Here is a 19333-nt window from a genome sequence, read left to right on the forward strand (position 1 = left end):
ATGACTGACAAAACTCCCGCCAACCGCGAGCAGTATCACCACCTCTGGCAGGAAGCGCTGCACCTGATGAAGGGCATCTGTGATGATGATGAAATGGTGGCGCTGGAATCACTAACACCGCAAGTGGTCAGCCCCGCCTCGTGGGTGCTGATTGCCCCGAACAAATTCGCGCTGGACAACATCGAAAAAAGTTCACTGCCGGTGTTGCAAAAAACCCTGCGCAAACTGGGCGTCACCAAAATCGAGCTCAAACTCGCCGCCAACCCCGACCTCTTCGCCTCGGCACCGGGCAAAAAAAACACTGCTGTTACCGCATCCTTTGAAAGCAACCTTAACCCCGACTACCGCTTCGAGAACTTCGTTACCGCGCCGTCGAACAACGAAGCCTTTGCCGCCACCGAACGCGTTTCCGGCAAAACCTTCTTCGCCGACAGCAACCCGCTCTTCATCTACGGCGGCACCGGCCTCGGTAAATCGCATCTGATGCACGCCGCCGGCAACGCCCTGCGCCGCCACGGCCGCAACGCCGTGATGTACATGACCGGCGAACAATTCGTCAACGAATTCCTTGCCGCACTCGCCGGGAAAACGCAAAAAGCCTTCTCCAACCGCCTGCGCAACGTCGATGCCCTGTTGGTGGACGACGTGCAATTCCTCGGCGGCAAAGACCAGTCGCAAGCCGAATTCTTCCATACCTTCAATGAGCTAATGGACAAGAAGCGGCAAATCATCCTCACCTGTGACCGTTACCCAAAAGAAATCGAAGGCTTGGAAGCGCGCCTAAAATCCCGCTTCGGCGCGGGACTAACCGTCTCCATCCGCGCTCCCGAACCGGAAACCCGCTACGCCATCCTGAAAAGCAAAGCGAAAGAACAGCATTTCAACCTGCCCGACGATGTCGCCTTCTTTATCGCTGAAAATATCAATTCCAACGTGCGCGACCTCGAAGGCGCACTGAAAAAAGTCATCTTCCAGTGCCAGGTCATTAAGGGCGACAGCCCGGCGAGCATTGCCATCGCCAAGGCGGCGCTGCACGACCAGTTGCAAGTGCAGAAGAATCAGACCAATGTGGATAACATTCAGAAGCAGGTCGCGCACTACTACAACATCAGCCTCGGCGAAATGTTGTCGGACAGCCGGCGGCAGAACATCGCTTTGCCGCGCATGGTGGCAATGGCACTGACCCGCGAACTCACCGACATGTCCTTGAAAAGCATAGCAGAATCCTTTCATCGCAAAGACCACAGCACCGTGCTGAACGCCATCGAAAACATCGAAAAACGCCGCAAGAACGACCCACGTTTCCGTGAAGAATACGAGACGATCAAGGCCATCATTACCGGCTAGGACTCTGTGGATAACTTGGTGGATAACCTAGTGGACAGTGCGTGTATAGCCTGTGTGTAAAAAACATCGCTCACTTATCAACATGCTATCCACCCGTTTTCCACCGGGTTTTTCCCCAACAAACCGGACTATTTTTCTTTACACTACCGACGTCTAGCACACTTTTCCACATATCCACAGGAATGACTACGACGACGAAAATACATATAAGAGGTTACTTATGAAATTCGACATCCGCAAAGAGTACTTCCTTGAAGCGCTCGCCGACATCAGCAACATCGTGGCACGCAAAACCACCAAACCCATTCTCAGTCACGCCCTCATCCAGGCAAGCGGCGGCAGTCTGTTGCTGAAAGGCACCGATACCGAAGTAACCCTGCAAATCCTGCTGCACGAGCTCAATATCCAGGAAGAAGGCGCCGTTACCGTACCGGCAGGCAAACTGCTTGATGTGGTGCGTCATTTGCCGGCGCAGGCCACCGTGTACTGCTCGCTCGACAAAGAACAACTGCTGGTGAAAGCCGCTGGCAGCGTCTTCCGTATTGCCACCCTGCCCGCCGAAGATTTCCCGGCATTGGCGGAAACCGACATGGATGGTCGCATTGAAATCGAGAGCCGTGCCCTGCATGACATCATGCAGAAAGTCCGCTTCTCCATGGCCAACGAAGACGTGCGCTATTACTTGAACGGCATGTACCTCAACATTGTCGAAGACGGCCAGGCCATCCATGCCGTCAGCACCGACGGTCACCGCCTTTCCTGTGCACGCAGCAGCCTTGATACCGCTGCCACTGCCGGCACTAATCTCATCGTGCCGAAAAAAGGCGTGAACGAGCTCATCCGCCAACTGGCACGGGTCAGCCAGCCGGTCGTACTCAACCTCGGCGAACGCCAACTCAGCCTGACCATTGGTGGTACCCGTCTTACCAGCCAACTCATCGACGGCAACTTCCCCAATTATGAACAGGTCCTGCCACTGGCGCAGGAAAACCCGGTGCTCGTCTCGCGTCAGGCCTTCCTTGATTCCCTGCAACGCGCGAAAGTGCTGCTGCTTGACCGCCACGATGGTATCCGTCTCGGCTTTGCCGGTACCCGCTTGCAACTTTCGGCACGCAACCTTGAAAACGAAACCGTGGAAGAAGCGCTGGACATCATCAACCCGCAGAACCTCGAACTCGAGGCGGCACTGAATATCAACTACCTAATTGATGCCATTTCGACCATCAGTGGCGATAACGTGCAGCTGCATTTCACCGATAAAAACAGTCCTTGCCTCATTACCAGCAGTGAAGATGAAGGGGTGCGCTACATCATCATGCCGATGCGTTTGTGATTGCTCTCCCTATCAGCCGCCGTCAGGCGGCTTTTTTATAGCCGTTTTCTTCGTCATGACAAGCCACCACATCTCAACCTATGCCATAACTATGCCGCTTGGCGGCCAATATCTCGCCGATTTATTCCGGTCTGATTCGCGAGGATGATATGGTCGTTGTGGCGAACGGGGATAAAACCACAACGGTTTTTAACAAAATTCACATCAAATTGTGATTATCTTGCTCCGGCGTTAAAATTGCGCAAACAAAGGCGGTCTTCGCATTTTGTTTTTCCCCCAACCCACCCTGAGAGGTATTTATTCATGACTATTGCGGTTGTAATCACCACACACGGTCATGCCGCTAAGGCCTTGCTGGCTACGGCGGAGATGATCATCGGCGCGCAGGAAAACGTGCGCTGTGTGGATTTTGTCCCTGGCGAGAATGGCGAAGTGCTGGCGGAGAAAATCCGCGCCGCTGCCGCCGAACTCGATACCACGCAGGGTCTCCTACTGCTCGTTGACCTGTGGGGCGGTACGCCCTTTAACGCATCCAGCGGCATCGCCCATGATGACGCAAACTGTGAAGTCGTCACCGGCATCAATGTGCCGATGCTCGTTTCCGTGCTGATGGAGCGCGAAGATGTGAATGATCTCAACGAACTCGCCGCCCTCGCCCTGCGCGAAGGCGCAGACGGTGTCAAAGCGCTGAAAACGCAGAAAGCGGCAACGGCTACCCCTGCCGCAACAGCCGCAGCCCCTGCTGCCGCGCCCCCCGCTGCCGATTTCGACGACAACGACCCGGAAATCCAGCGTCTGCGCGCCGAGGCTTCGGCAAAGGCCGGCGACGGCCCGCATATGAAATTCGGCTTGTGGCGCATTGATGACCGCCTTATCCACGGCCAGGTTGCGACCCGCTGGACGAAAGAAACCGGCGTCAACCGCATCATCGTCGTCAATGACCAGGTTGTGCAGGACAAAACCCGCTCCACCATGCTGAAACAGGCAGTGCCGCCGGGCGTCACCGCGCACGTCGTCAGCGTGGACAAAATGATGCGCGTCTATAACAACCCCGAATACGCGGGCGACAAGGTCATGCTGCTCTTCACCAACCCGACGGACGCCCTCGAACTGGTGCGCCGTGGTATCGTGGTGAAATCCATCAACATCGGCGGCATGGCCTACACAGAAGGGCGTGTCATGCTGGATACCTCGGTATCCGTTGATGAAAAAGACATCGAAGCCTTCAAGGAGCTGGACAGCAAAGGCATTGAGCTCGAAGTGCGCAAAGTCGCCTCCGACAAGAAAGTGCCGGTACTGGCCCTCATCGCCGAAAAATACAAACCCTAACGGAGACACCTCATGGAAATCTCAGCAATACAACTCATCCTCGTCTTCCTCGTCAGCTGCCTCGTCGGCATGGGCTCGGTTCTTGACGAATTCCAGACGCACCGCCCGCTTGTCGCCTGTACGCTTATCGGTCTCGTTCTCGGTGATCTGAACAGCGGCATTATGGTCGGCGGCACCCTGGAAATTATTGCCGTCGGCTGGATGAACATCGGGGCCGCCATAGCACCGGATGCGGCGCTCGCTTCCGTCATCTCCACCATCCTTGTCGTCGCCGGCAAGCAGCCCATTGATACCGCTATCGGCCTTGCCATCCCGCTTGCCGCTGCCGGCCAGGTGCTGACCATCATCGTGCGCGCCATCACCGTCGGCGTCCAGCATGCCGCCGATAACGCGGTAAAAACCGGCAACCTCAGCACCATCACCTGGCTGCACCTCGGCGCCCTCATCATGCAGGCTATGCGGATTGCCATTCCGGCAGTCATTGTTGCCTCCACCGTTGGTACAGAGTCCGTCCAAAATATGCTGAATGCCATTCCGGATGTCGTTACCGGCGGACTCAAAGTTGCCGGCGGCATTATCGTCGTCGTCGGTTACGCGATGGTGATCAACATGATGCGCGCGCCGCACCTGATGATGTTTTTCTTTGTCGGCTTCGTTGTCGCCGCCTTTACCAATTTCAACCTCGTCGCCCTCGGTATCCTCGGTATGGCAATGGCCTATTTCTACATCCAAATGCACCCGAAATACCACAAAGGCACAGGCAGCGCGACAGCCGCCGTTGCCCAGCGCAGCAAACTTGACGACCAACTCGACTAGGAGCCTCCCATGGAAAACCAAAGCAAAAAAATCCAGCTCACCAAAAGCGACCTCAACGCCTGCTTCATCCGCTCCAACCTGCTGCAAGGCTCCTGGAACTTCGAGAGGATGCAGGCATTGGGATACGCCTTCGGCATTACGCCCGCATTGCGCCGCCTCTATCCCAAAGACAGCCAGGAACGCAAAGACGCCATCAAGCGCCATCTGGAGTTCTATAACACCCATCCCTTCGTAACGGCCCCCATCCTCGGTGTCAACCTTGCGATGGAAGAAGAACGTGCTAACGGTGTTGCTATTGACGATGCCGCCATCAACGGCGTCAAAGTCGGCCTGATGGGCCCGCTCGCCGGCGTCGGCGACCCCATTTTCTGGGGCACCCTGCGGCCTATCTGCGCCGTGCTGGGCGCAAACATTGCGCTCGTGCACGATGCTAGCGGCCAAGTGGTCGCCGGCAACATCCTCGGCCCCATCCTCTTCTTCCTGATGTTCAACATCGTCCGCCTCTTCTTCCGTTACTGGGGTATCCAGTACGGCTACAAAAAAGGCCTGGAAATCGTCTCCGACATGAGTGGCGGTATCCTGCAAAAAATCACCGAAGCGGCCTCCATCCTCGGCCTCTTCGTCATGGGCGCGCTGGTAGTGAAATGGACGAATATCAATATCACCCTCTCCCTGCCTGCTGCCGAAGGCGCGACCCCCATCACCGTGCAAAGCATTCTGGACAGCCTGCTGCCCGGCCTTCCAGCCCTCGGCATGACCTTCCTCTGCATGTATCTGCTGCGCAAAGGTGTGAACGCACTGTGGCTCATCTTTGGCATCTTCGGTATCGGCATCCTCGGCTACTGGCTGAAAATCCTCGCCTGAAAGCCCCTGCCCCAACCACCAAGCCCTTCCCCGGAAGGGCTTTTCCATACTTTCAGGAAAACACCATGACCACCCTGCTAGAACAATACGCCGCTCTCGCCCTCGACAAACAAACCACCCTGGAACGCCTTACCGACACCGCTGCCGCCTGGCACGTTGACCAGGAACGGGGCATCCTCACCCTTGGCGACAACCCCTTTACCATCCGCTGGCTCGGCACCTATTCGCACCACAGCAGCAGCTGGTTGTGGGCCTGGGCCAACCCGCACCTTGTCATGACTGAAAACGACGCTGCCAGTGCGGACATCCTGCGCGCTTATATCGCGCCCGACGCCGCTACTGACAGCGACGACAGCGCCAACCTCTTCCAGAATCCGGCCGATACCGCCCTGCTCGCGCAAGAAGGCTTCGGACTCGATACGGCCGAACTGCACAACCTCGCTGCCGTTGCCTGCGGCCTGACCGGCGCGGACGCCTACTACCTCGGCGACTACGGCGACGGCATCGCCCTGCTCGCCATTCATGACCCACGCGTCGCTACCGCTTGGCAGGAAGACGACTCCCTCGCACGCGTCCTCAGCATCATCCCGCAGACCATCAGCCACTTCGACCTCAACCACCAGAACGCCGTTCGTGCCTACCTGCTTGCCAAAGGCTATCAGCTCAATGAAGACGTACAGCACATCCGCGCCCAGCGCGCTGACAGCCAGATTACCGCTACCTTCGATGACATGCGCCGTCTGAGTAACCTCAGCGGCAACGCCAACCCCGCCTGAGCGGCAAAACCACACAGCCAAACCGTCACGCGGTGTGGTTACTGGGCCCGTCAAGCGGCGTAAACACTGCTCCCATCAAGCAGTATCCATAGCGGCGGCGTCGTCGTCGCCCCGGCAAAGCAGTAAAATAGCGCCCCCACCCAACAGCATATGGAAGATAACATGCACTGGCTTACCCAGCTCTTCACCCAAACCAACAGCGTCGCCTACACCGCCGTCATTTACGCCCTCGTGATTTTTAGCGGCGCAGCGTTTGGCCGTCTGCGCATCTTCGGCATCACCTTCGGTGTCACCATCGTCCTCTTCACCGGCATCATCATCTCCTACCTCGGCTTCACGGTAAACGAACACACCGCCCACTTCGTCCGTGAATTCGGCCTTATCCTCTTCGTGTACACCATCGGCCTGCAAGTCGGCCCCGGTTTCTTCGCCTCCTTCCAGAAAGAAGGGCTGAAACTAAATCTCTTGATGCTCATCGTCGTCATTGCCGACATCCTCATCGTGCTCGCCTATTACTTCGCCGGCAGTGCGCCCCTGCACGAACTCATCGGCGTGATGCAGGGCGCTGTTACCAACACCCCCGGCCTTGGTGCTGCGCAGCAAACGCTGACTAACCTTGTCGGCGACGGCCAACAGGCAGTACAAATGGCCGCCGGTTACGCTGCCGCCTACCCGGGCGGGGTGATGGGGCTGATTGCCGCCATGTTCATCATCAAGTACGCCTTTGGCATTAACGTGCTCGCGGAAAAACGTCTCACCCTGCGCCGCCTGCGTGCCGGTACCTCCGTCGTTACCCGTATCGCCCTGCAAGTGAGCAACCCGATGCTGGAAAACCAGACCATTGGCGATATCCGCCGCACCATGCCGTTCAGCTTCGCCATCTCGCGCATCAGCCGCGACGGCAATATTGAGCTGGCTGACGAACAGACTCAGGTACATGTTGGCAACATCCTCCTCATCATTGCCCGCGATGACGAAGTGGATCGCCTCGTTACCCTCATCGGTAGTCCAACCAGCAGCAGCATCTTTAGCGACTCTCCCAAATCCGCCTCGCCCGCCTACATCACCTCAATGCGTATCAACGTCACGCAAAGCGGTGTGTGCAACAAAAAGCTCTCCTCGCTCAACATCCACGAGCGCTACGGCGTGAATATCAGCCGTGTCATGCGCGCCGGTATCGAATTTATCCCCGACCGTAACACCCGTTTGCAATTCGGCGACTCCATTACCGTTATCGGCGATGAAGCACACATCAAAACTGCCGTTGCCGCCTTCGGCAATTCCAAGCGCGACCTGCAAATCCCGCATATCGCCGAACTCTTCCTCGGCATCACCTTCGGCATCATCCTTGGTGCCATTCCCATCCCGATTCCGGGCGTGCCGGTGCCGGTCAAACTCGGCCTCGCCGGCGGCCCGCTGGTCGTTGCCATCCTCATCAGCCGTTACGGCGGACGCTTCTCCGTCACCCACTACGTTTCGCAAAGCGCCAACCTGATGGTGCGTGAACTCGGCCTTGCTCTTTTCCTTGCCAGCGTCGGCCTCAGCGTCGGCCCGGCCTTCTTCGCTGCCCTCAAAGACGGCGACGGTCTCTACTGGATGACCCTCGGCATCGTTATTACCCTGGTGCCGCTGCTCATCGCCGGTTTCACCGCCCGCCTGTGGGGCAAGCTGACCTTCCCGGAAATCTGCGGTCTGCTCACCGGCTCGCACACCGGTGCGCCGGTGCTGCCCTTTGCCTGTGAAATCTCCCAATCGGACGAAGCCGCACTCAAATATGCCGCTGTGTACCCGCTTACCACCTTCATGCGCATCATGGTTGGGCAGGTGCTGATCGTGCTGCTTTTCCGCGCAGCGGCGTAAAGCGTCGCGACGGGGCATAACCGATGACAGCGATATAATCGTTTCAGATAGAAGCGAGACAATACCGTATCAGTTCTATTTGGAATGACTATAAAAAATCATGACTATGCCTCGCGCATTCCAGCAGTTACCATGCACCGCTCATTCGAACTACAAGCGTTCGGAATGAAGAACCATCCACAAACCCAAGAGGAACTAACCATGACCACACTCTATACCGCTCATGTACACGTTACCGGTGGCCGCGACGGTGCTGCCAAATCCAGCGACGGCAAACTCGACCTCAAACTTGCCCCGCCGGCTGAACTCGGTGGTAACGGTGCCGGCAGCAACCCGGAACAGCTTTTTGCCGCTGGCTATGCCGCCTGTTTCATGGGTGCCGCCCGCCTCGTCGCTGGCAATGAAAAAATCGCCCTGCCGCAAGGATTCGCCATCGATGCCGATGTTGCCCTCGGTAAAGACGCGCAAGACCACTTCCGCCTCGGCGTCGTCTTTAACATCGCCCTGCCCGGCATGGATAAAGCCGCTGCGGAAGCACTTGTCGCCAAAGCGCACGAAGTCTGCCCGTACTCCCGCGCTACCCGTGGCAATATCGACGTTACCTTCCACATCAACGTGTAAGCACACCGTCCGGCGCACAAAGCGGGGTATTACCCCGCTTTTTTCGTGCCTGGGCAGCGGAAAAGAGTGAGGATGTCACGACAGTGGTGAGGTCTGCCACTTATTGCGGCTTCAGCACCATCAGGAAATACACCACCACCATCGCGCAGAAGGCAGGGTAGCCCAGCCATTCCCAGTAGCGGGCGTAACGGCGGTAGCGCGATGGCAGCGATTTTTCTTGGGCAACAGCTTCTTCCGCCATTGCCGCCATGCGCAGTTGCAGCCATAAGACTGGCAACCAGCACAGTCCGGCGAAGGCGTACAGCGCAAAAGTCAGCCAAATCCAGCGCGCGGTGGGAGGGAAACCGGCGTAGTGCGCCAGCCACAGGCCGGAGAGCGGCTGGAAGATGCCCGCCGGCGTGGTCAGCCACCAATCTGCCTTGATGACCCAGCGCGCCACCACCGCTTGGGCGGCAACCGAGCCGCTGCGGTTGGTCCAGAAGAGGTAAAAGGCGCTGCCGAAGCCGGTGCCGACCAGGATAGTGGCCGAAAGGATGTGCAGGGTTTTTACGATCAAGTAGTCCATCAGCTGCTCCGGGTTTGTTGGTAGAAATAGACGGTGAGCGCCAGTAGCGACAGGTTTTTAACAAGCGGCGCAAAGGGGTGCAGCCAGTAAGCAGGCAGGCAGCAGGCGATGATGAGGGTGTAGGCGGCGATACTTACGCTTTGCAGCAGCCACAGCGCGGGCAGTCGGCGCAGCGGCGTGAGAATGAGGATGCCGAGCAGCACGTCCCAGGCGGATGCCGCGTAGAAAAGCGGACGGCGCCACGGCGTGGCAATGCCGATATCCGCCAGTAATTGCAGCGAGGCGTCGGGCGCGGTCAGGACGGGCTGCAGCCCGCTCCACAGCCAGAGGAAGGCGAGGGCAGCGGTGAGGTAGGGCGGGATTTTCATACGCCCTCCGGCGGTGAGGGCAAGATGAAGAAGGCGAGGGTAAAGGCGCTGACGGCACCAAGGAGGGTGAGGATAGCGGTGTCTCCTGTCAATTTGTCATGGATGAGCCAATCCAATGGGGCGGCACACAATATGGCGCTGATGGCTCCGGCAAGTGCGGCGTAGAACGGATTGTCGTTATAAACGCGCCGCCAGGCTAGGTAGCAGCCGCAGAGAAAGGCTGGGAGGAAGCCGATGGGTATGCCGGCCGGTACGGTGAGAAAAATCAGCGGCGGAGAGATAACGAGTCCTGACCAGAACCCTGCCACCGCCCCACCCCATAGGGAATAAAGCAGGACAACTTTCGCCGGGATGTAGTTCAGGTCGTTTTTTATTTCCGAATTTTCTGTCATAAGAGAAATCCAAAGGTAAAAAGAATGCCTGTCTGCCGTTGGCAGCCAGGCGGGTTCAGCGCAGCAGTTTCTGGATGCTCGAGCCCAGTTTCAGCACTTTGGCCAGGATTGTGGTGGAAAGGCGCAGCATTTCCTGCGTCCAGCTGGTCAGGGTACCGACAAATTCGTGCGTTTGCGCGATGCGCTGCCGGGCAGTTTCGTTTTCCTGGGCGTATTCGGGGCTGTCCATCAGGCTTTGCAGGAAACGTACGGTCGGCTCGATTTCGCGCCGCTGCCGCTCGGCAACGATGATGCGGAAGAGTTCCCACACATCGCCGGAGGTGGTGAAGTGGTCGCGGCGGTCGCCAAGGATATGCACGGTCTGCACCAGTTGCCAGCTTTGCAGTTCCTTGATGCTGTTGCTAACGTTGGAGCGCGCCACGCCGAGGGTGTCGACGATTTCATCAGCAGGCATCGGGCGTCCCAGGATGTAGAGCAGCGCATGGATTTGCGCCACGGTGCGGTTCACCCCCCATTGGGTGCCCATCTCGCCCCAGTGCAGGACAAATTTTTCAGTCGTCGGATTGAGTTTCATAGGGTGAGAGCATAAGGAATAACAGTTATTTCTGTCAACAGTGAAATTGCGACGGAACTTAATCTTCGCTCCCGCGCCCTCCTTGTAGCCAAAACGCCGGAATGGCAGGCAAAGCAGCTTACAATGCCGCCTTCTCCGCTTGGCCGATCCGACGAATCCGATGCTCCTTCTCTTCACCGACCTCGACGATACCCTTTTCACCAGCGCGCGCAAGGCAGCGCCGACGCCTGCGCATGTACCGCTCGCCTATCTCAAAGACGGCGCACCGATTTCCTACGCTTCGCCGTGTCAACAGGCATTGCTGGCGCACTGGCAGGCGCACGCCACGATGATTCCTGTCACCGCGCGCAATCTTGATGCCTATCGCCGCGTGCGTATTCCTTTCACCGCCCATGCCGTCATCAACCACGGCGGCGTCATCCTCCTGCCGGATGGCAGCGCTGATCCTGCCTGGCTGGCGCAGAGCCGTGCCAGTGCCGCCCAAAGCGTCGCCGGACTTGAAACCCTTGCCGCGCACCTGCCGGCGACTGCCGCGCTCAACGTCCGCCTCATCTGCGATTACGACATTCCCTTCTATCTGCTCATGAAAAGCACCAGCGCTGATCTCGCCTCGCTGGATGATGCCGCCGGGCGCCTGCGCCCACATTTGGGCGATGCCTACCGTCTGCACCAGAACGGCAACAACCTCGCTGTCCTCCCCGCCTGGCTCGACAAGGCGCACGCCGTCGCCCATCTGCTCGCCAAGTACCGCGCCGACCATCCGGCCCTGATCAGCATCGGCATGGGCGACAGCAGCAGCGACCTGCCTTATATGCGCCTCTGCGACTACCTTCTTGCCCCTTCCGCCAGCCAAATTGCCCGCCAACTATGAACATGCCCTTCCACGGCAGCTACCGCGCCGAACAAGTGACCTTCCTGCTGAAACCCATCCAGCTGGCGCCCATCGCCGATACCGCCGCCAAAGAAGCGCTCATCCAAAGTGGGCAAAAGCATTACAGCGAAATGCTCTCGCCCGAATACCCGCCCAGCGCGCGTTACCTTGAGCTCTTCCGCGTCGCCTGCGCGCAGAACGAAGCGCGCATGGCCGCTGACTGCCACCAGCTTGCTGCGAATATCGCCGCGCGTCACCATCGTCCGCCCGCGCTCGTCTCGCTGGCGCGCGCCGGTACACCGGTCGGCGTCATCCTGCGCGCTATTCTCAGCCGCCACTACGGCGCACCTATCGCCCATTACAGCATCTCGATCATCCGCGATCGCGGCATCGACGAGAACGCCCTGCGCCACATCCTCGCTCATCACGCCGACACCGACCTCGTCTTCATCGACGGCTGGACGGGCAAAGGCGTCATCGCCCGCGAATTGCACCGCTTCATCGCCGCTTACAACGCGCAAGCGGGGACGAACATCGACAGCGGCCTCTACGTCCTCGCCGACCTCTCCGGCACGGCTGCCTGCGCCGCCACCGCCGACGACTACCTCATCCCGTCCGCCCTCCTGAATGCCACCATCAGTGGCCTCATCAGCCGCAGCATCCTGAACGAACAAATTGCTGCGGACGACTATCACGGCTGCGTCTATTACCGCGATCTCGCGCCACACGATCTCTCGCAAACCTTTGCCGACCGCATCAGCACACTGGCTGACGGCGAGCTGCCTACCGTCGCGCCTGCCGACACGGCACAGGCTGCCGCAACCGCGCAACACCTGCTCGCCGATATCCGCGCCCGCTACGGCATCAGCAACGACAACCTCATCAAACCCGGTATCGGCGAAGCAACGCGCGTCCTGCTGCGCCGCCATCCGGAACGCCTCATCCTGCGCGACCCTGCCGCCCCTGCTACTGCCCATCTCGTGCAACTCGCCGCTGAAAAACAGGCCATCGTTGAACACCGTCCGGATCTGCCGTATCACGCCGTCGCGCTTATCCGTTCGCACCGCCCGATAAACAGTTGAGATAGTGGCCGCCAAGCGGTGTGAATATTGGCTCCGCCAAGCGGCGTCGTTACTGGGCTCGTCAAGCGGCGTGGTTGCTGGGTCTGTCAAGCGGCCATAAGCACCAATCCATGCGCGGGGGCGTTGCCATAAAAAACGGGCCCGGGGCCCGTTTTTTTCATCGGCTGTCGCCTATTCGCCATGGCGGAAGGCGCGGATTTGTCTGCGGTCGCGTTTATCCGGGCGGCGGTTAGGGTAATGCACCATGTCGCGGGCGGCTTGTTGTTGAGCGTGCAGTTCGGCGCGACGGGCGATGCTGTCTGCGGTTTCGGCGTAAAAGGTCTGCGCGATGGGCGCACTGACGCGCTTGTTCTCGCAGCGGATGACGGTCACGTCGTAAACCTGTTCGCCGTGTTTGTCGATATGCAGCAGATCGCCGCTTTTGATGGTGCGTGCCGCTTTGGCACGCTGTCCGCCGACGAGAACCTGGCCGTTTTCAATGGCGGCTTTGGCGAGCGCCCGGCTTTTGTAGAAGCGTGCCGCCCACAACCATTGGTCGAGGCGGACGCCCACAGCATCGTTCATGGGATTTGCGCGTTTTCCGGCAGGTTGTCTTTACTGTGCAGGTTGATGTTGAGTTCGAGGATTTCCGTTTCCCCTTCGCGCGAGAAATCGGCGCTGATGTCTTCGAGGTTGATGGCGAAGTATTTTTTCACCACTTCGAGGATTTCCCGCTTCATGGTTTCCAGCAGTTGCGGCTGGCTGCTCTGGTTGCGCTGGTGCGCGACGATGATTTGCAGGCGCTCTTTGGCCGTTGCCGCGGAATGCTGCGGCCGGTTTTTTCTGAAGAAATCAAACAAGCTCATGATCCTAACCTCCGAAGAGTTTGGAGAAGATGCCTTTGCGTTTGACATCGAGGAAGCGGTGCGGCAGATCTTTGCCGAGGAAGCGTTCGACCAGATCGGAGTAGGCCTGGCCTGCGTGACTGTCGGAGAAGAGGATGACCGGTTCGCCCCGGTTGGAAGCGATCAGGACGTTGTCATGGTCTTCGGGGATGACGCCGAGCAGGGGGATGGAGAGGATTTCGATGACGTCTTCCACGGAAAGCATTTCCTGCTGCTGCACGCGTTCGGGTTTGTAGCGGGTGATGACGAGGTGTTCTTTGACCGCTTCTTCACCCAGCTCGGCGCGACGCGATTTGCTGGCGAGGATGCCGAGGATGCGGTCGGAATCGCGTACGGAGGAAATTTCGGGGTTGGTGGTGATGATGGCTTCATCGGCAAAGTAAAGCGCCATCAGGGCGCCTTGTTCGATACCGGCGGGGCTGTCGCAGATGATGTATTCAAAGTCCATCGCTTTCAGGTCGCCGATGACTTTTTCCACGCCTTCTTTGGTAAGCGCTTCCTTGTCGCGGGTTTGCGAGGCGGCGAGCACATAGAGGTTTTCCACCCGCTTGTCCTTGATCAGCGCCTGTTTCAGGCTGGCTTCACCGTTGATAACGTTGACGAAGTCGTATACCACGCGGCGCTCTACGCCCATGATGAGGTCGAGGTTGCGCAGGCCGACGTCGAAGTCGATCACGCAGGTTTTGTGTCCCTTCATGGCAAAACCGCAGGCGATACTGGCGCTGGTCGTGGTCTTCCCTACTCCGCCTTTACCTGAGGTGACGACGATAACTTTACTCATGTTTTTGTCTCTTTGTTATGGTGTGGCGCGGCATTATACCGACACTATGCGCATGCTTTCATCCGCATTCAGGCTGATAAAGACGTTGTGATGGATGCCGTTTGCCTGCAACTGCTCCATGTCCTGATAGAAACCGGCGATGGAAACCAGCTCGGCGCCAAGGGTGTGGCAATAAATGTAGGCGGCGGTGTTGTCCTGTCCGCCGGCAAAAGCGCGCCCACGCAAGGCGCCGTACACGGTGATGTTGCCGTCGGCGTAAATTTCCGCCCCCGGGCTGACGCTGCCGATGATGACCAGGTCGCCGCCCGGTGCGAGAACACGCTGCCCGGAACGGATGTTGTGCCGTACCAGTTTGGTCGGTACGGCGGCGGGCGGTGCGGGTCGGGAGACAGGGGGTTCTTCGCTCGTTTTGGCGGCGGGTGCGGCCTTGCCGCTTTTACTTTCACCGCTGATTTCTGCCAGCCCTGCCGCAGCCAGGGCGCCGTCGGCCAGCTGGCCGCCACTGATGCCGATCAGGCAGAGTCCGTGCCGCTCAAAAATCCGTTTCAGTGTTTTCAGCCATTTGCCATCCGCCTGAAAACCGTCCAGGGCGGACAAATCGGCAACCAGCGGCTGGGTAGCGAAGAATCCGGCGGGCACCTGCGCGATTTTGGCTTCCAGTAGTTCATCAATGCCGGTGGTGTCGGCGTCTTGCAGCAGGACGGCGGTAATACTGATGTTGCGTCCTTTGAAAGGGATGGGGTCGCTCATGGCCATGCGGGAATCTGTGAAAACGGCAGCATGATACGGGCTTAGGCGCATGCCCTCAAGTACGCCCCCAGATTGGGACTGGCTCGTCTCCCACTGCGGTTGAGCGGGCAAAAAAATACCGCTTCCGAAGAAGCGGCCAAGTTTTCAGGTACATATTTAATGAAATGTGCCCACATTATACACAGGAAAAGCTAAGATGACAGAAAATTTGCGTCATTCCTACCAAAACATGACACACTGCCCATAAATCCCCACAACTCCAGGAGAGACCATGTCAACTTACGCCCTGCTCGCCGATATCGGTGGCACCAACGCCCGTTTCGCCCTCGGCGACGGTACCCGCCTGCATGCCATTGATACCCTGCCCACCGCCGACTATCCGCGCCTTGAAGACGCCATCGCTGCCTACCTGCGTGCGCAGAATATCAGCGTCAAACAGGCGTCGATTGCTATCGCCAACCCCGTCACTGGCGATAGCGTGCAGATGACCAACCACCACTGGAAATTTTCCATCCGCGCCCTGCAAGCGGAGTTTCAGCTGGACAAACTGCGCGTTATCAACGACTTCACCGCACAGGCGCTGGCTGTGCCGCATCTCGGCGCCGATGAAAAACGCCTCGTCAGTGCCGGCGAAGCGGCGGATGGCACCCCGCTTGCCGTCATCGGCCCCGGCACCGGCCTCGGTGTGTCCGCCCTCGTTCCGGACGGGCACGGTGGCTGGGTGGCACTCGCCGGTGAAGGCGGACATGTCAGCTTTGCACCAAGAAACGACACCGAAGTGGCCATCTGGAAATATGCGCATGCCCGCCGTAGCCACGTTTCCGCCGAACGCATCACCAACGGCGCCGGCCTGACCCTTATTGACAATGCCCTTGCCACCCTGCGCGGCGAAACGCTGCCTGAGCGCCGTCCGGCGGATATCACCACAGCGGCACTCGCCGGCGAGGCAACGGCGCGGCAAACACTTGATACCTACTGCGCTGCGCTGGCCACCGTCACCGCCGACCTTGTCCTCACCCTCGGCGCACGCGGCGGCGTGTACCTCTGCGGCGGCATCCTGCCGCGTATCGCCGATTACTTCATCAACGAAAGCCCGTTCAAAACCCGCTTTATCGACAAAGGCCGTTTCGAAGGCTACCTCGCCGCCGTACCCATCTGGTTGGTGACGGCAAAGAACCCCGGCCTGGTCGGGGCTGCTGCTGCCCTGCAACAAGGCTGATTCCACCGTTTCATGACAAACGCCCCGTTGCCGGGGCGTTTTTGCATCCATGACCTTCATACACGACAAGAACCCACCAAGCGGGCCGCCGGAGAGTTTTTCTTCTGTTGTGTACGAAGATTAATGACAAAGGCTCAATGCAGCACCACCCGCACGCTGCTGTATCCGGCGACGGGATAAACGGCATTGGCGCTGACCGCTTGCCCGTCAGTGGCGAAGCGGATGCTCGTCGTTGCCGCCAGCAATGCCTCCACCAGCAGGCGCAATTCGAGGCGGGCGAGCGGGGCGCCGGGGCAGGCGTGGATGCCCGCGCCATAGACAAGATTGGCACTTTGGTCGCGTTCCGGGCGGTATTGGTCGGCATCGGGGAAAACCGCTTCGTCGCGGTTAGCGCTGAGCCAGTTCAGGGTGACGCGGCTGCCAGCGGGCAGATCCCGCCCACCGATATGCACGGGACAGGTGGTGATGCGGCGGTTCGTCACCAGCGGGTCTTCTAGACGCATGATTTCTTCGACCGCTGCCGGGATGGCATCAGGGTAGGCGCGCAGACGTTCCTGCTCGGCAGGATGGGCGGCGAGGAAATGAACGACGATGCCGACGGAAGCGGAGATAGTCGAGAGTTCGCCCACCGTCCAGTTGCGCAGGAGGGAAATCAGCTCCTCCTCGCTCATGCGCCGCTTGCCGGTCGGCAGATTAACCTCGTCGTAAAGCAGCTCGGTGGTGATGTCGTCCGGCGCGGCGTCACCCGCCTTGCGGCGCTGTTGCAGCAGATCGTGAATATAGCCGTCAAATTCCAGTGCGACCTGGCCAATGGCGACGGGGTCACGGCTCAACGTAGCGCGGCGGTTCTTCTCAATCCAGGCGGTCAGCGGCGCTTCTAGGGAATCTGGCCAGCCGAGAAAGGCATTTTGAATGCGCATGGCGTAACGCTGCGCGAAGCCCGCCATGATGTCCACCACCTCGCCGCGCGGTGTTTCGGCAATCAGGGCGCGGATGACGGCGCGGCAGGCGGGGGCAAAGGCAGCCATGCGCGCCGGGGTGTAATACTTGTCGTTGATGGCGCGGAAGGCCGTGTGTTCCGGCGCATCCATGCCGCTGGGCACGGCGATATGGCGGGTGGAAACACGGCTGGAAAACTGTTCGGGATGAGCCAGGGCGTAGGTAACATCTTCGTGGCGGAAAAGGGTGTAGCCGAGATAATCATCGTAGGCGACGGGGCATTCGTCGCGCATCTTGTCGTAGGCGGCGCGCTGGTCTTTTTGGATTTCCGGGGCACGGGCGTCCCAGTCGGGGGTGTTGTTGTTACTCATGATGATGGCCGATCGTTATTCAAAGAAACCGCGATTATAGGTCGCTGCGCGCAGGGCGGCGCAGATCCGCGCTACAACTAAGATTTTTCGGCGTAATGGACAAAACGGGTGCTAAAAAACGCCGCAGCCCTTACGCTGTAAGGTTTTCAGGAGTTGAAAGCCTTTGAACACAAAAAATGCCTTTTCTGCGGCTCAAAACAGGTCAAGAAGAACGGTACCCATGATGGCAAACAGCGCTACAAATGCACCGCCTGCAACAAGCGTTTCAGCGGCGGCAGCAGACTTGACCCTGACACCCCTCTGGCAGCTTTACAGTGACGGCAAGCAGACCGCCGCACAGCTTGCAGAGCAGCATGGATGCAGCCTCAAAACCATCCGCCGCCACCTGGCCAAAACCCTCGCCGCCCTCCTTGCCCTGCCTCTCACCTACCTGCTCGCCGCGTGGCTGCTCGGCAGCGTTGTCCTCACCCCGGAAGACACAGCGGGGGACGACATCACCGTGTACCTCATCACGAACGGCGTTCACACCGACCTCGCCCTGCCGCTCAAAAACGACACTTTCGACTGGACGAAAATCATCAACCCCGGCGACACCCGCGCGGCAAACCGCGACTGGGGCTATGCCGCCTTCGGCTGGGGCGATCGCGGCTTCTACGTGGAAACTCCGCACTGGCGCGACCTGAAAATCAGCACCGCCTTCACCGCCGTGAGCGGTCTTGGCGACAGCATCATCCATGTCACCTACTACCCAATGCTGTGGGAAAGTGCGTACAGCATCGCCATCCCCATGCCGCGCGCCCACTACCGCCGCCTCGCCGAGAGCATCCGCGACCAGTTCGCCCTGCACGACGGTCGCGCCGTTGTCGCTGCGCCTGCCTATGGCGACAACGACACCTTCTACGCCGCGCGCGGCCATTACAGCCTCTTTCACACCTGCAACAGCTGGACCAACCGCCGCCTGAGCGACGCCGGACTGAAACACGTCCTCTGGACACCCTTTGCGCACAGCCTGATGCGGGTTTACCATCCATAGCGGCTCATCTTCGTACATGCCAAAAATCCGCCAAGCGGCGTAAACACCGGGTTCACCAAGCGGGGGCAGCTGGGAGAGGCTTTTTGTCATATACGAAGACCACCTACAACAACACCTAGGAGAACGCCATGAAAATCGACCACATCGCCCTCTACACCGATGACCTGGAACGCGCCCGCGCGTTTTATGAGCGCTATTTCGCGGCCACGGCCAATGACCGCTATCACAACGTGAAAACCGGCCTGCAAACCTATTTCCTGCGCTTCCCCGATAGCGATACGCGTCTCGAATTGATGACCCGCCCCCAGCTCACCGACAGTAGCGAGCGCGCTCTGCGCACAGGCTTTATTCATCTCGCTTTCAGTGTCGGCAGCCGGGAAGCGGTGGATCGTCTGACGGAAACCCTGGTGGCCGCCGGCTATCCCTGCCTGAGCGGACCGCGCACCACCGGCGACGGCTACTATGAAAGCGTCGTCACCGATCCGGACGGCAACCTGCTGGAAATCACTATGTGAAAGACCGTGCAATCCTGTGGAATTTTCCGCTATGATATTCATC

Annotated in this window: 23 protein-coding genes; 14 read left to right on the top strand and 9 right to left on the bottom strand. The window is 59.0% G+C overall.

What is annotated here, in order from left to right; all coding sequences use genetic code 11:
• The 8 genes from dnaA to DY250_RS00040 form a co-directional block, all read left to right on the top strand.
• Nucleotides 1–1347, top strand: a 1347-nt coding sequence (gene dnaA / locus DY250_RS00005; protein WP_006984525.1) for a chromosomal replication initiator protein DnaA, incomplete at its 5' end; no start/stop codon positions are given.
• A 220-nt stretch (nt 1348–1567) separates the two neighbouring features.
• Nucleotides 1568–2680: a DNA polymerase III subunit beta gene (gene dnaN / locus DY250_RS00010; RefSeq protein WP_115610375.1), complete on the top strand. Its 1113-nt coding sequence runs from the start codon at nt 1568–1570 to the stop codon at nt 2678–2680.
• 303 nt (nt 2681–2983) lie between these two features.
• On the top strand, nt 2984–4009 hold the full coding sequence (manX, locus tag DY250_RS00015) for a PTS mannose transporter subunit IIAB (protein ID WP_115610376.1): 1026 nt from the start codon (nt 2984–2986) through the stop codon (nt 4007–4009).
• A gap of 12 nt (nt 4010–4021) precedes the next feature.
• A complete protein-coding gene (locus DY250_RS00020) occupies nt 4022–4825 on the top strand; it encodes a PTS mannose/fructose/sorbose transporter subunit IIC (protein ID WP_006984522.1) in 804 nt (267 codons plus the stop codon).
• A gap of 9 nt (nt 4826–4834) precedes the next feature.
• Nucleotides 4835–5689 carry a PTS mannose transporter subunit IID gene (manZ, locus tag DY250_RS00025; protein WP_006984521.1) on the top strand — a complete coding sequence of 285 codons (855 nt, stop codon included), beginning with the start codon at nt 4835–4837 and terminating at the stop codon, nt 5687–5689.
• Nucleotides 5690–5754: 65 nt separating this feature from the next.
• Complete coding sequence (locus DY250_RS00030) at nt 5755–6465, top strand: DUF6882 domain-containing protein (RefSeq protein ID WP_115610377.1); 711 nt, start codon at nt 5755–5757, stop codon at nt 6463–6465.
• Between the two features lie 162 nt (nt 6466–6627).
• Nucleotides 6628–8325 carry a putative transporter gene (locus DY250_RS00035; protein ID WP_115612722.1) on the top strand — a complete coding sequence of 566 codons (1698 nt, stop codon included), beginning with the start codon at nt 6628–6630 and terminating at the stop codon, nt 8323–8325.
• Between the two features lie 201 nt (nt 8326–8526).
• Entirely contained in the window at nt 8527–8946 is a 420-nt protein-coding gene (locus DY250_RS00040; protein WP_040388898.1) for an organic hydroperoxide resistance protein, read from the top strand.
• Nucleotides 8947–9046: 100 nt separating this feature from the next.
• Here the strand turns inward: DY250_RS00040 and DY250_RS00045 are convergent, their stop codons facing one another.
• Genes DY250_RS00045 through DY250_RS00060 form a run of 4 tightly spaced genes read right to left on the bottom strand, consistent with a single transcriptional unit; the run spans nt 9047 to nt 10845 of the window.
• Nucleotides 9047–9514, bottom strand: coding sequence for a DUF2269 family protein (locus DY250_RS00045; RefSeq protein WP_115610378.1), 468 nt, complete (start codon nt 9512–9514; stop codon nt 9047–9049).
• Entirely contained in the window at nt 9511–9879 is a 369-nt protein-coding gene (locus DY250_RS00050; RefSeq protein ID WP_115610379.1) for a DoxX-like family protein, read from the bottom strand. Before DY250_RS00050 ends, DY250_RS00045 begins: the two co-directional genes overlap by 4 nt.
• Entirely contained in the window at nt 9876–10271 is a 396-nt protein-coding gene (locus DY250_RS00055; protein WP_115610380.1) for a hypothetical protein, read from the bottom strand. Before DY250_RS00055 ends, DY250_RS00050 begins: the two co-directional genes overlap by 4 nt.
• 55 nt (nt 10272–10326) lie before the next feature.
• Nucleotides 10327–10845, bottom strand: a complete 519-nt coding sequence (locus tag DY250_RS00060) for a GbsR/MarR family transcriptional regulator (RefSeq protein ID WP_115610381.1) — start codon at nt 10843–10845, stop codon at nt 10327–10329.
• A gap of 160 nt (nt 10846–11005) precedes the next feature.
• On the opposite strand from DY250_RS00060, the gene DY250_RS00065 reads away from it, so the two are divergent.
• A complete protein-coding gene (locus DY250_RS00065; RefSeq protein WP_115610382.1) occupies nt 11006–11716 on the top strand; it encodes an HAD family hydrolase in 711 nt (236 codons plus the stop codon).
• Entirely contained in the window at nt 11713–12798 is a 1086-nt protein-coding gene (locus DY250_RS00070) for a cysteine protease StiP family protein (protein ID WP_218565512.1), read from the top strand. The genes DY250_RS00065 and DY250_RS00070 overlap by 4 nt, the downstream gene beginning before the upstream one ends.
• A 171-nt stretch (nt 12799–12969) precedes the next feature.
• Here DY250_RS00070 and DY250_RS00075 read toward each other — a convergent pair whose 3' ends face one another.
• From DY250_RS00075 to minC, 4 genes are read right to left on the bottom strand one after another with little or no spacing between them, the layout of a single operon-like run.
• Entirely contained in the window at nt 12970–13362 is a 393-nt protein-coding gene (locus DY250_RS00075; RefSeq protein ID WP_115610383.1) for an RNA-binding S4 domain-containing protein, read from the bottom strand.
• Nucleotides 13359–13643 carry a cell division topological specificity factor MinE gene (minE, locus tag DY250_RS00080; RefSeq protein ID WP_115610384.1) on the bottom strand — a complete coding sequence of 95 codons (285 nt, stop codon included), beginning with the start codon at nt 13641–13643 and terminating at the stop codon, nt 13359–13361. Before minE ends, DY250_RS00075 begins: the two co-directional genes overlap by 4 nt.
• A gap of 4 nt (nt 13644–13647) precedes the next feature.
• Complete coding sequence (gene minD, locus DY250_RS00085) at nt 13648–14463, bottom strand: septum site-determining protein MinD (RefSeq protein ID WP_006985480.1); 816 nt, start codon at nt 14461–14463, stop codon at nt 13648–13650.
• A 33-nt stretch (nt 14464–14496) separates the two neighbouring features.
• Nucleotides 14497–15213, bottom strand: a complete 717-nt coding sequence (gene minC, locus DY250_RS00090; protein WP_245950978.1) for a septum site-determining protein MinC — start codon at nt 15211–15213, stop codon at nt 14497–14499.
• Between the two features lie 271 nt (nt 15214–15484).
• Between minC and DY250_RS00095 the strand changes: the two genes are divergently transcribed.
• A complete protein-coding gene (locus DY250_RS00095) occupies nt 15485–16432 on the top strand; it encodes a glucokinase (RefSeq protein WP_115610386.1) in 948 nt (315 codons plus the stop codon).
• 134 nt (nt 16433–16566) lie between these two features.
• On the opposite strand, the gene DY250_RS00100 is transcribed toward DY250_RS00095, so the two are convergent.
• Nucleotides 16567–17742, bottom strand: a complete 1176-nt coding sequence (locus DY250_RS00100) for a cytochrome P450 (RefSeq protein WP_115610387.1) — start codon at nt 17740–17742, stop codon at nt 16567–16569.
• A 153-nt stretch (nt 17743–17895) separates the two neighbouring features.
• Here DY250_RS00100 and DY250_RS15015 point away from each other — a divergent pair, with 153 nt between their 5' ends.
• The 3 genes from DY250_RS15015 to DY250_RS00115 all read left to right on the top strand — a co-directional run bounded on the left by DY250_RS15015 (nt 17896) and on the right by DY250_RS00115 (nt 19290).
• On the top strand, nt 17896–18060 hold the full coding sequence (locus DY250_RS15015) for a transposase-like zinc-binding domain-containing protein (protein ID WP_115610388.1): 165 nt from the start codon (nt 17896–17898) through the stop codon (nt 18058–18060).
• Nucleotides 18026–18775, top strand: a complete 750-nt coding sequence (locus DY250_RS00110) for a TIGR02117 family protein (RefSeq protein ID WP_245950979.1) — start codon at nt 18026–18028, stop codon at nt 18773–18775. Before DY250_RS15015 ends, DY250_RS00110 begins: the two co-directional genes overlap by 35 nt.
• Nucleotides 18776–18903: 128 nt before the next feature.
• Nucleotides 18904–19290 (top strand): VOC family protein, encoded by a 387-nt coding sequence (locus tag DY250_RS00115; RefSeq protein WP_006985486.1) that lies wholly within the window; start codon nt 18904–18906, stop codon nt 19288–19290.
• Nucleotides 19291–19333: the final 43 nt, after the last annotated feature.

Source organism: Cardiobacterium valvarum (assembly GCF_900460955.1).
Taxonomy (GTDB): domain Bacteria; phylum Pseudomonadota; class Gammaproteobacteria; order Cardiobacteriales; family Cardiobacteriaceae; genus Cardiobacterium; species Cardiobacterium valvarum.

Coding starts and splice junctions, on each gene's coding strand:
- dnaN (WP_115610375.1), top strand. CDS start 1,568: ATGAAATTCGACATCCGCAAAGAGTACTTCCTTGAAGCGCTCGCCGAC.
- manX (WP_115610376.1), top strand. CDS start 2,984: ATGACTATTGCGGTTGTAATCACCACACACGGTCATGCCGCTAAGGCC.
- DY250_RS00020 (WP_006984522.1), top strand. CDS start 4,022: ATGGAAATCTCAGCAATACAACTCATCCTCGTCTTCCTCGTCAGCTGC.
- manZ (WP_006984521.1), top strand. CDS start 4,835: ATGGAAAACCAAAGCAAAAAAATCCAGCTCACCAAAAGCGACCTCAAC.
- DY250_RS00030 (WP_115610377.1), top strand. CDS start 5,755: ATGACCACCCTGCTAGAACAATACGCCGCTCTCGCCCTCGACAAACAA.
- DY250_RS00035 (WP_115612722.1), top strand. CDS start 6,628: ATGCACTGGCTTACCCAGCTCTTCACCCAAACCAACAGCGTCGCCTAC.
- DY250_RS00040 (WP_040388898.1), top strand. CDS start 8,527: ATGACCACACTCTATACCGCTCATGTACACGTTACCGGTGGCCGCGAC.
- DY250_RS00050 (WP_115610379.1), bottom strand. CDS start 9,879: ATGAAAATCCCGCCCTACCTCACCGCTGCCCTCGCCTTCCTCTGGCTG.
- DY250_RS00055 (WP_115610380.1), bottom strand. CDS start 10,271: ATGACAGAAAATTCGGAAATAAAAAACGACCTGAACTACATCCCGGCG.
- DY250_RS00060 (WP_115610381.1), bottom strand. CDS start 10,845: ATGAAACTCAATCCGACGACTGAAAAATTTGTCCTGCACTGGGGCGAG.
- DY250_RS00065 (WP_115610382.1), top strand. CDS start 11,006: ATGCTCCTTCTCTTCACCGACCTCGACGATACCCTTTTCACCAGCGCG.
- DY250_RS00070 (WP_218565512.1), top strand. CDS start 11,713: ATGAACATGCCCTTCCACGGCAGCTACCGCGCCGAACAAGTGACCTTC.
- DY250_RS00075 (WP_115610383.1), bottom strand. CDS start 13,362: ATGAACGATGCTGTGGGCGTCCGCCTCGACCAATGGTTGTGGGCGGCA.
- minE (WP_115610384.1), bottom strand. CDS start 13,643: ATGAGCTTGTTTGATTTCTTCAGAAAAAACCGGCCGCAGCATTCCGCG.
- minD (WP_006985480.1), bottom strand. CDS start 14,463: ATGAGTAAAGTTATCGTCGTCACCTCAGGTAAAGGCGGAGTAGGGAAG.
- minC (WP_245950978.1), bottom strand. CDS start 15,213: ATGAGCGACCCCATCCCTTTCAAAGGACGCAACATCAGTATTACCGCC.
- DY250_RS00095 (WP_115610386.1), top strand. CDS start 15,485: ATGTCAACTTACGCCCTGCTCGCCGATATCGGTGGCACCAACGCCCGT.
- DY250_RS00100 (WP_115610387.1), bottom strand. CDS start 17,742: ATGAGTAACAACAACACCCCCGACTGGGACGCCCGTGCCCCGGAAATC.
- DY250_RS00115 (WP_006985486.1), top strand. CDS start 18,904: ATGAAAATCGACCACATCGCCCTCTACACCGATGACCTGGAACGCGCC.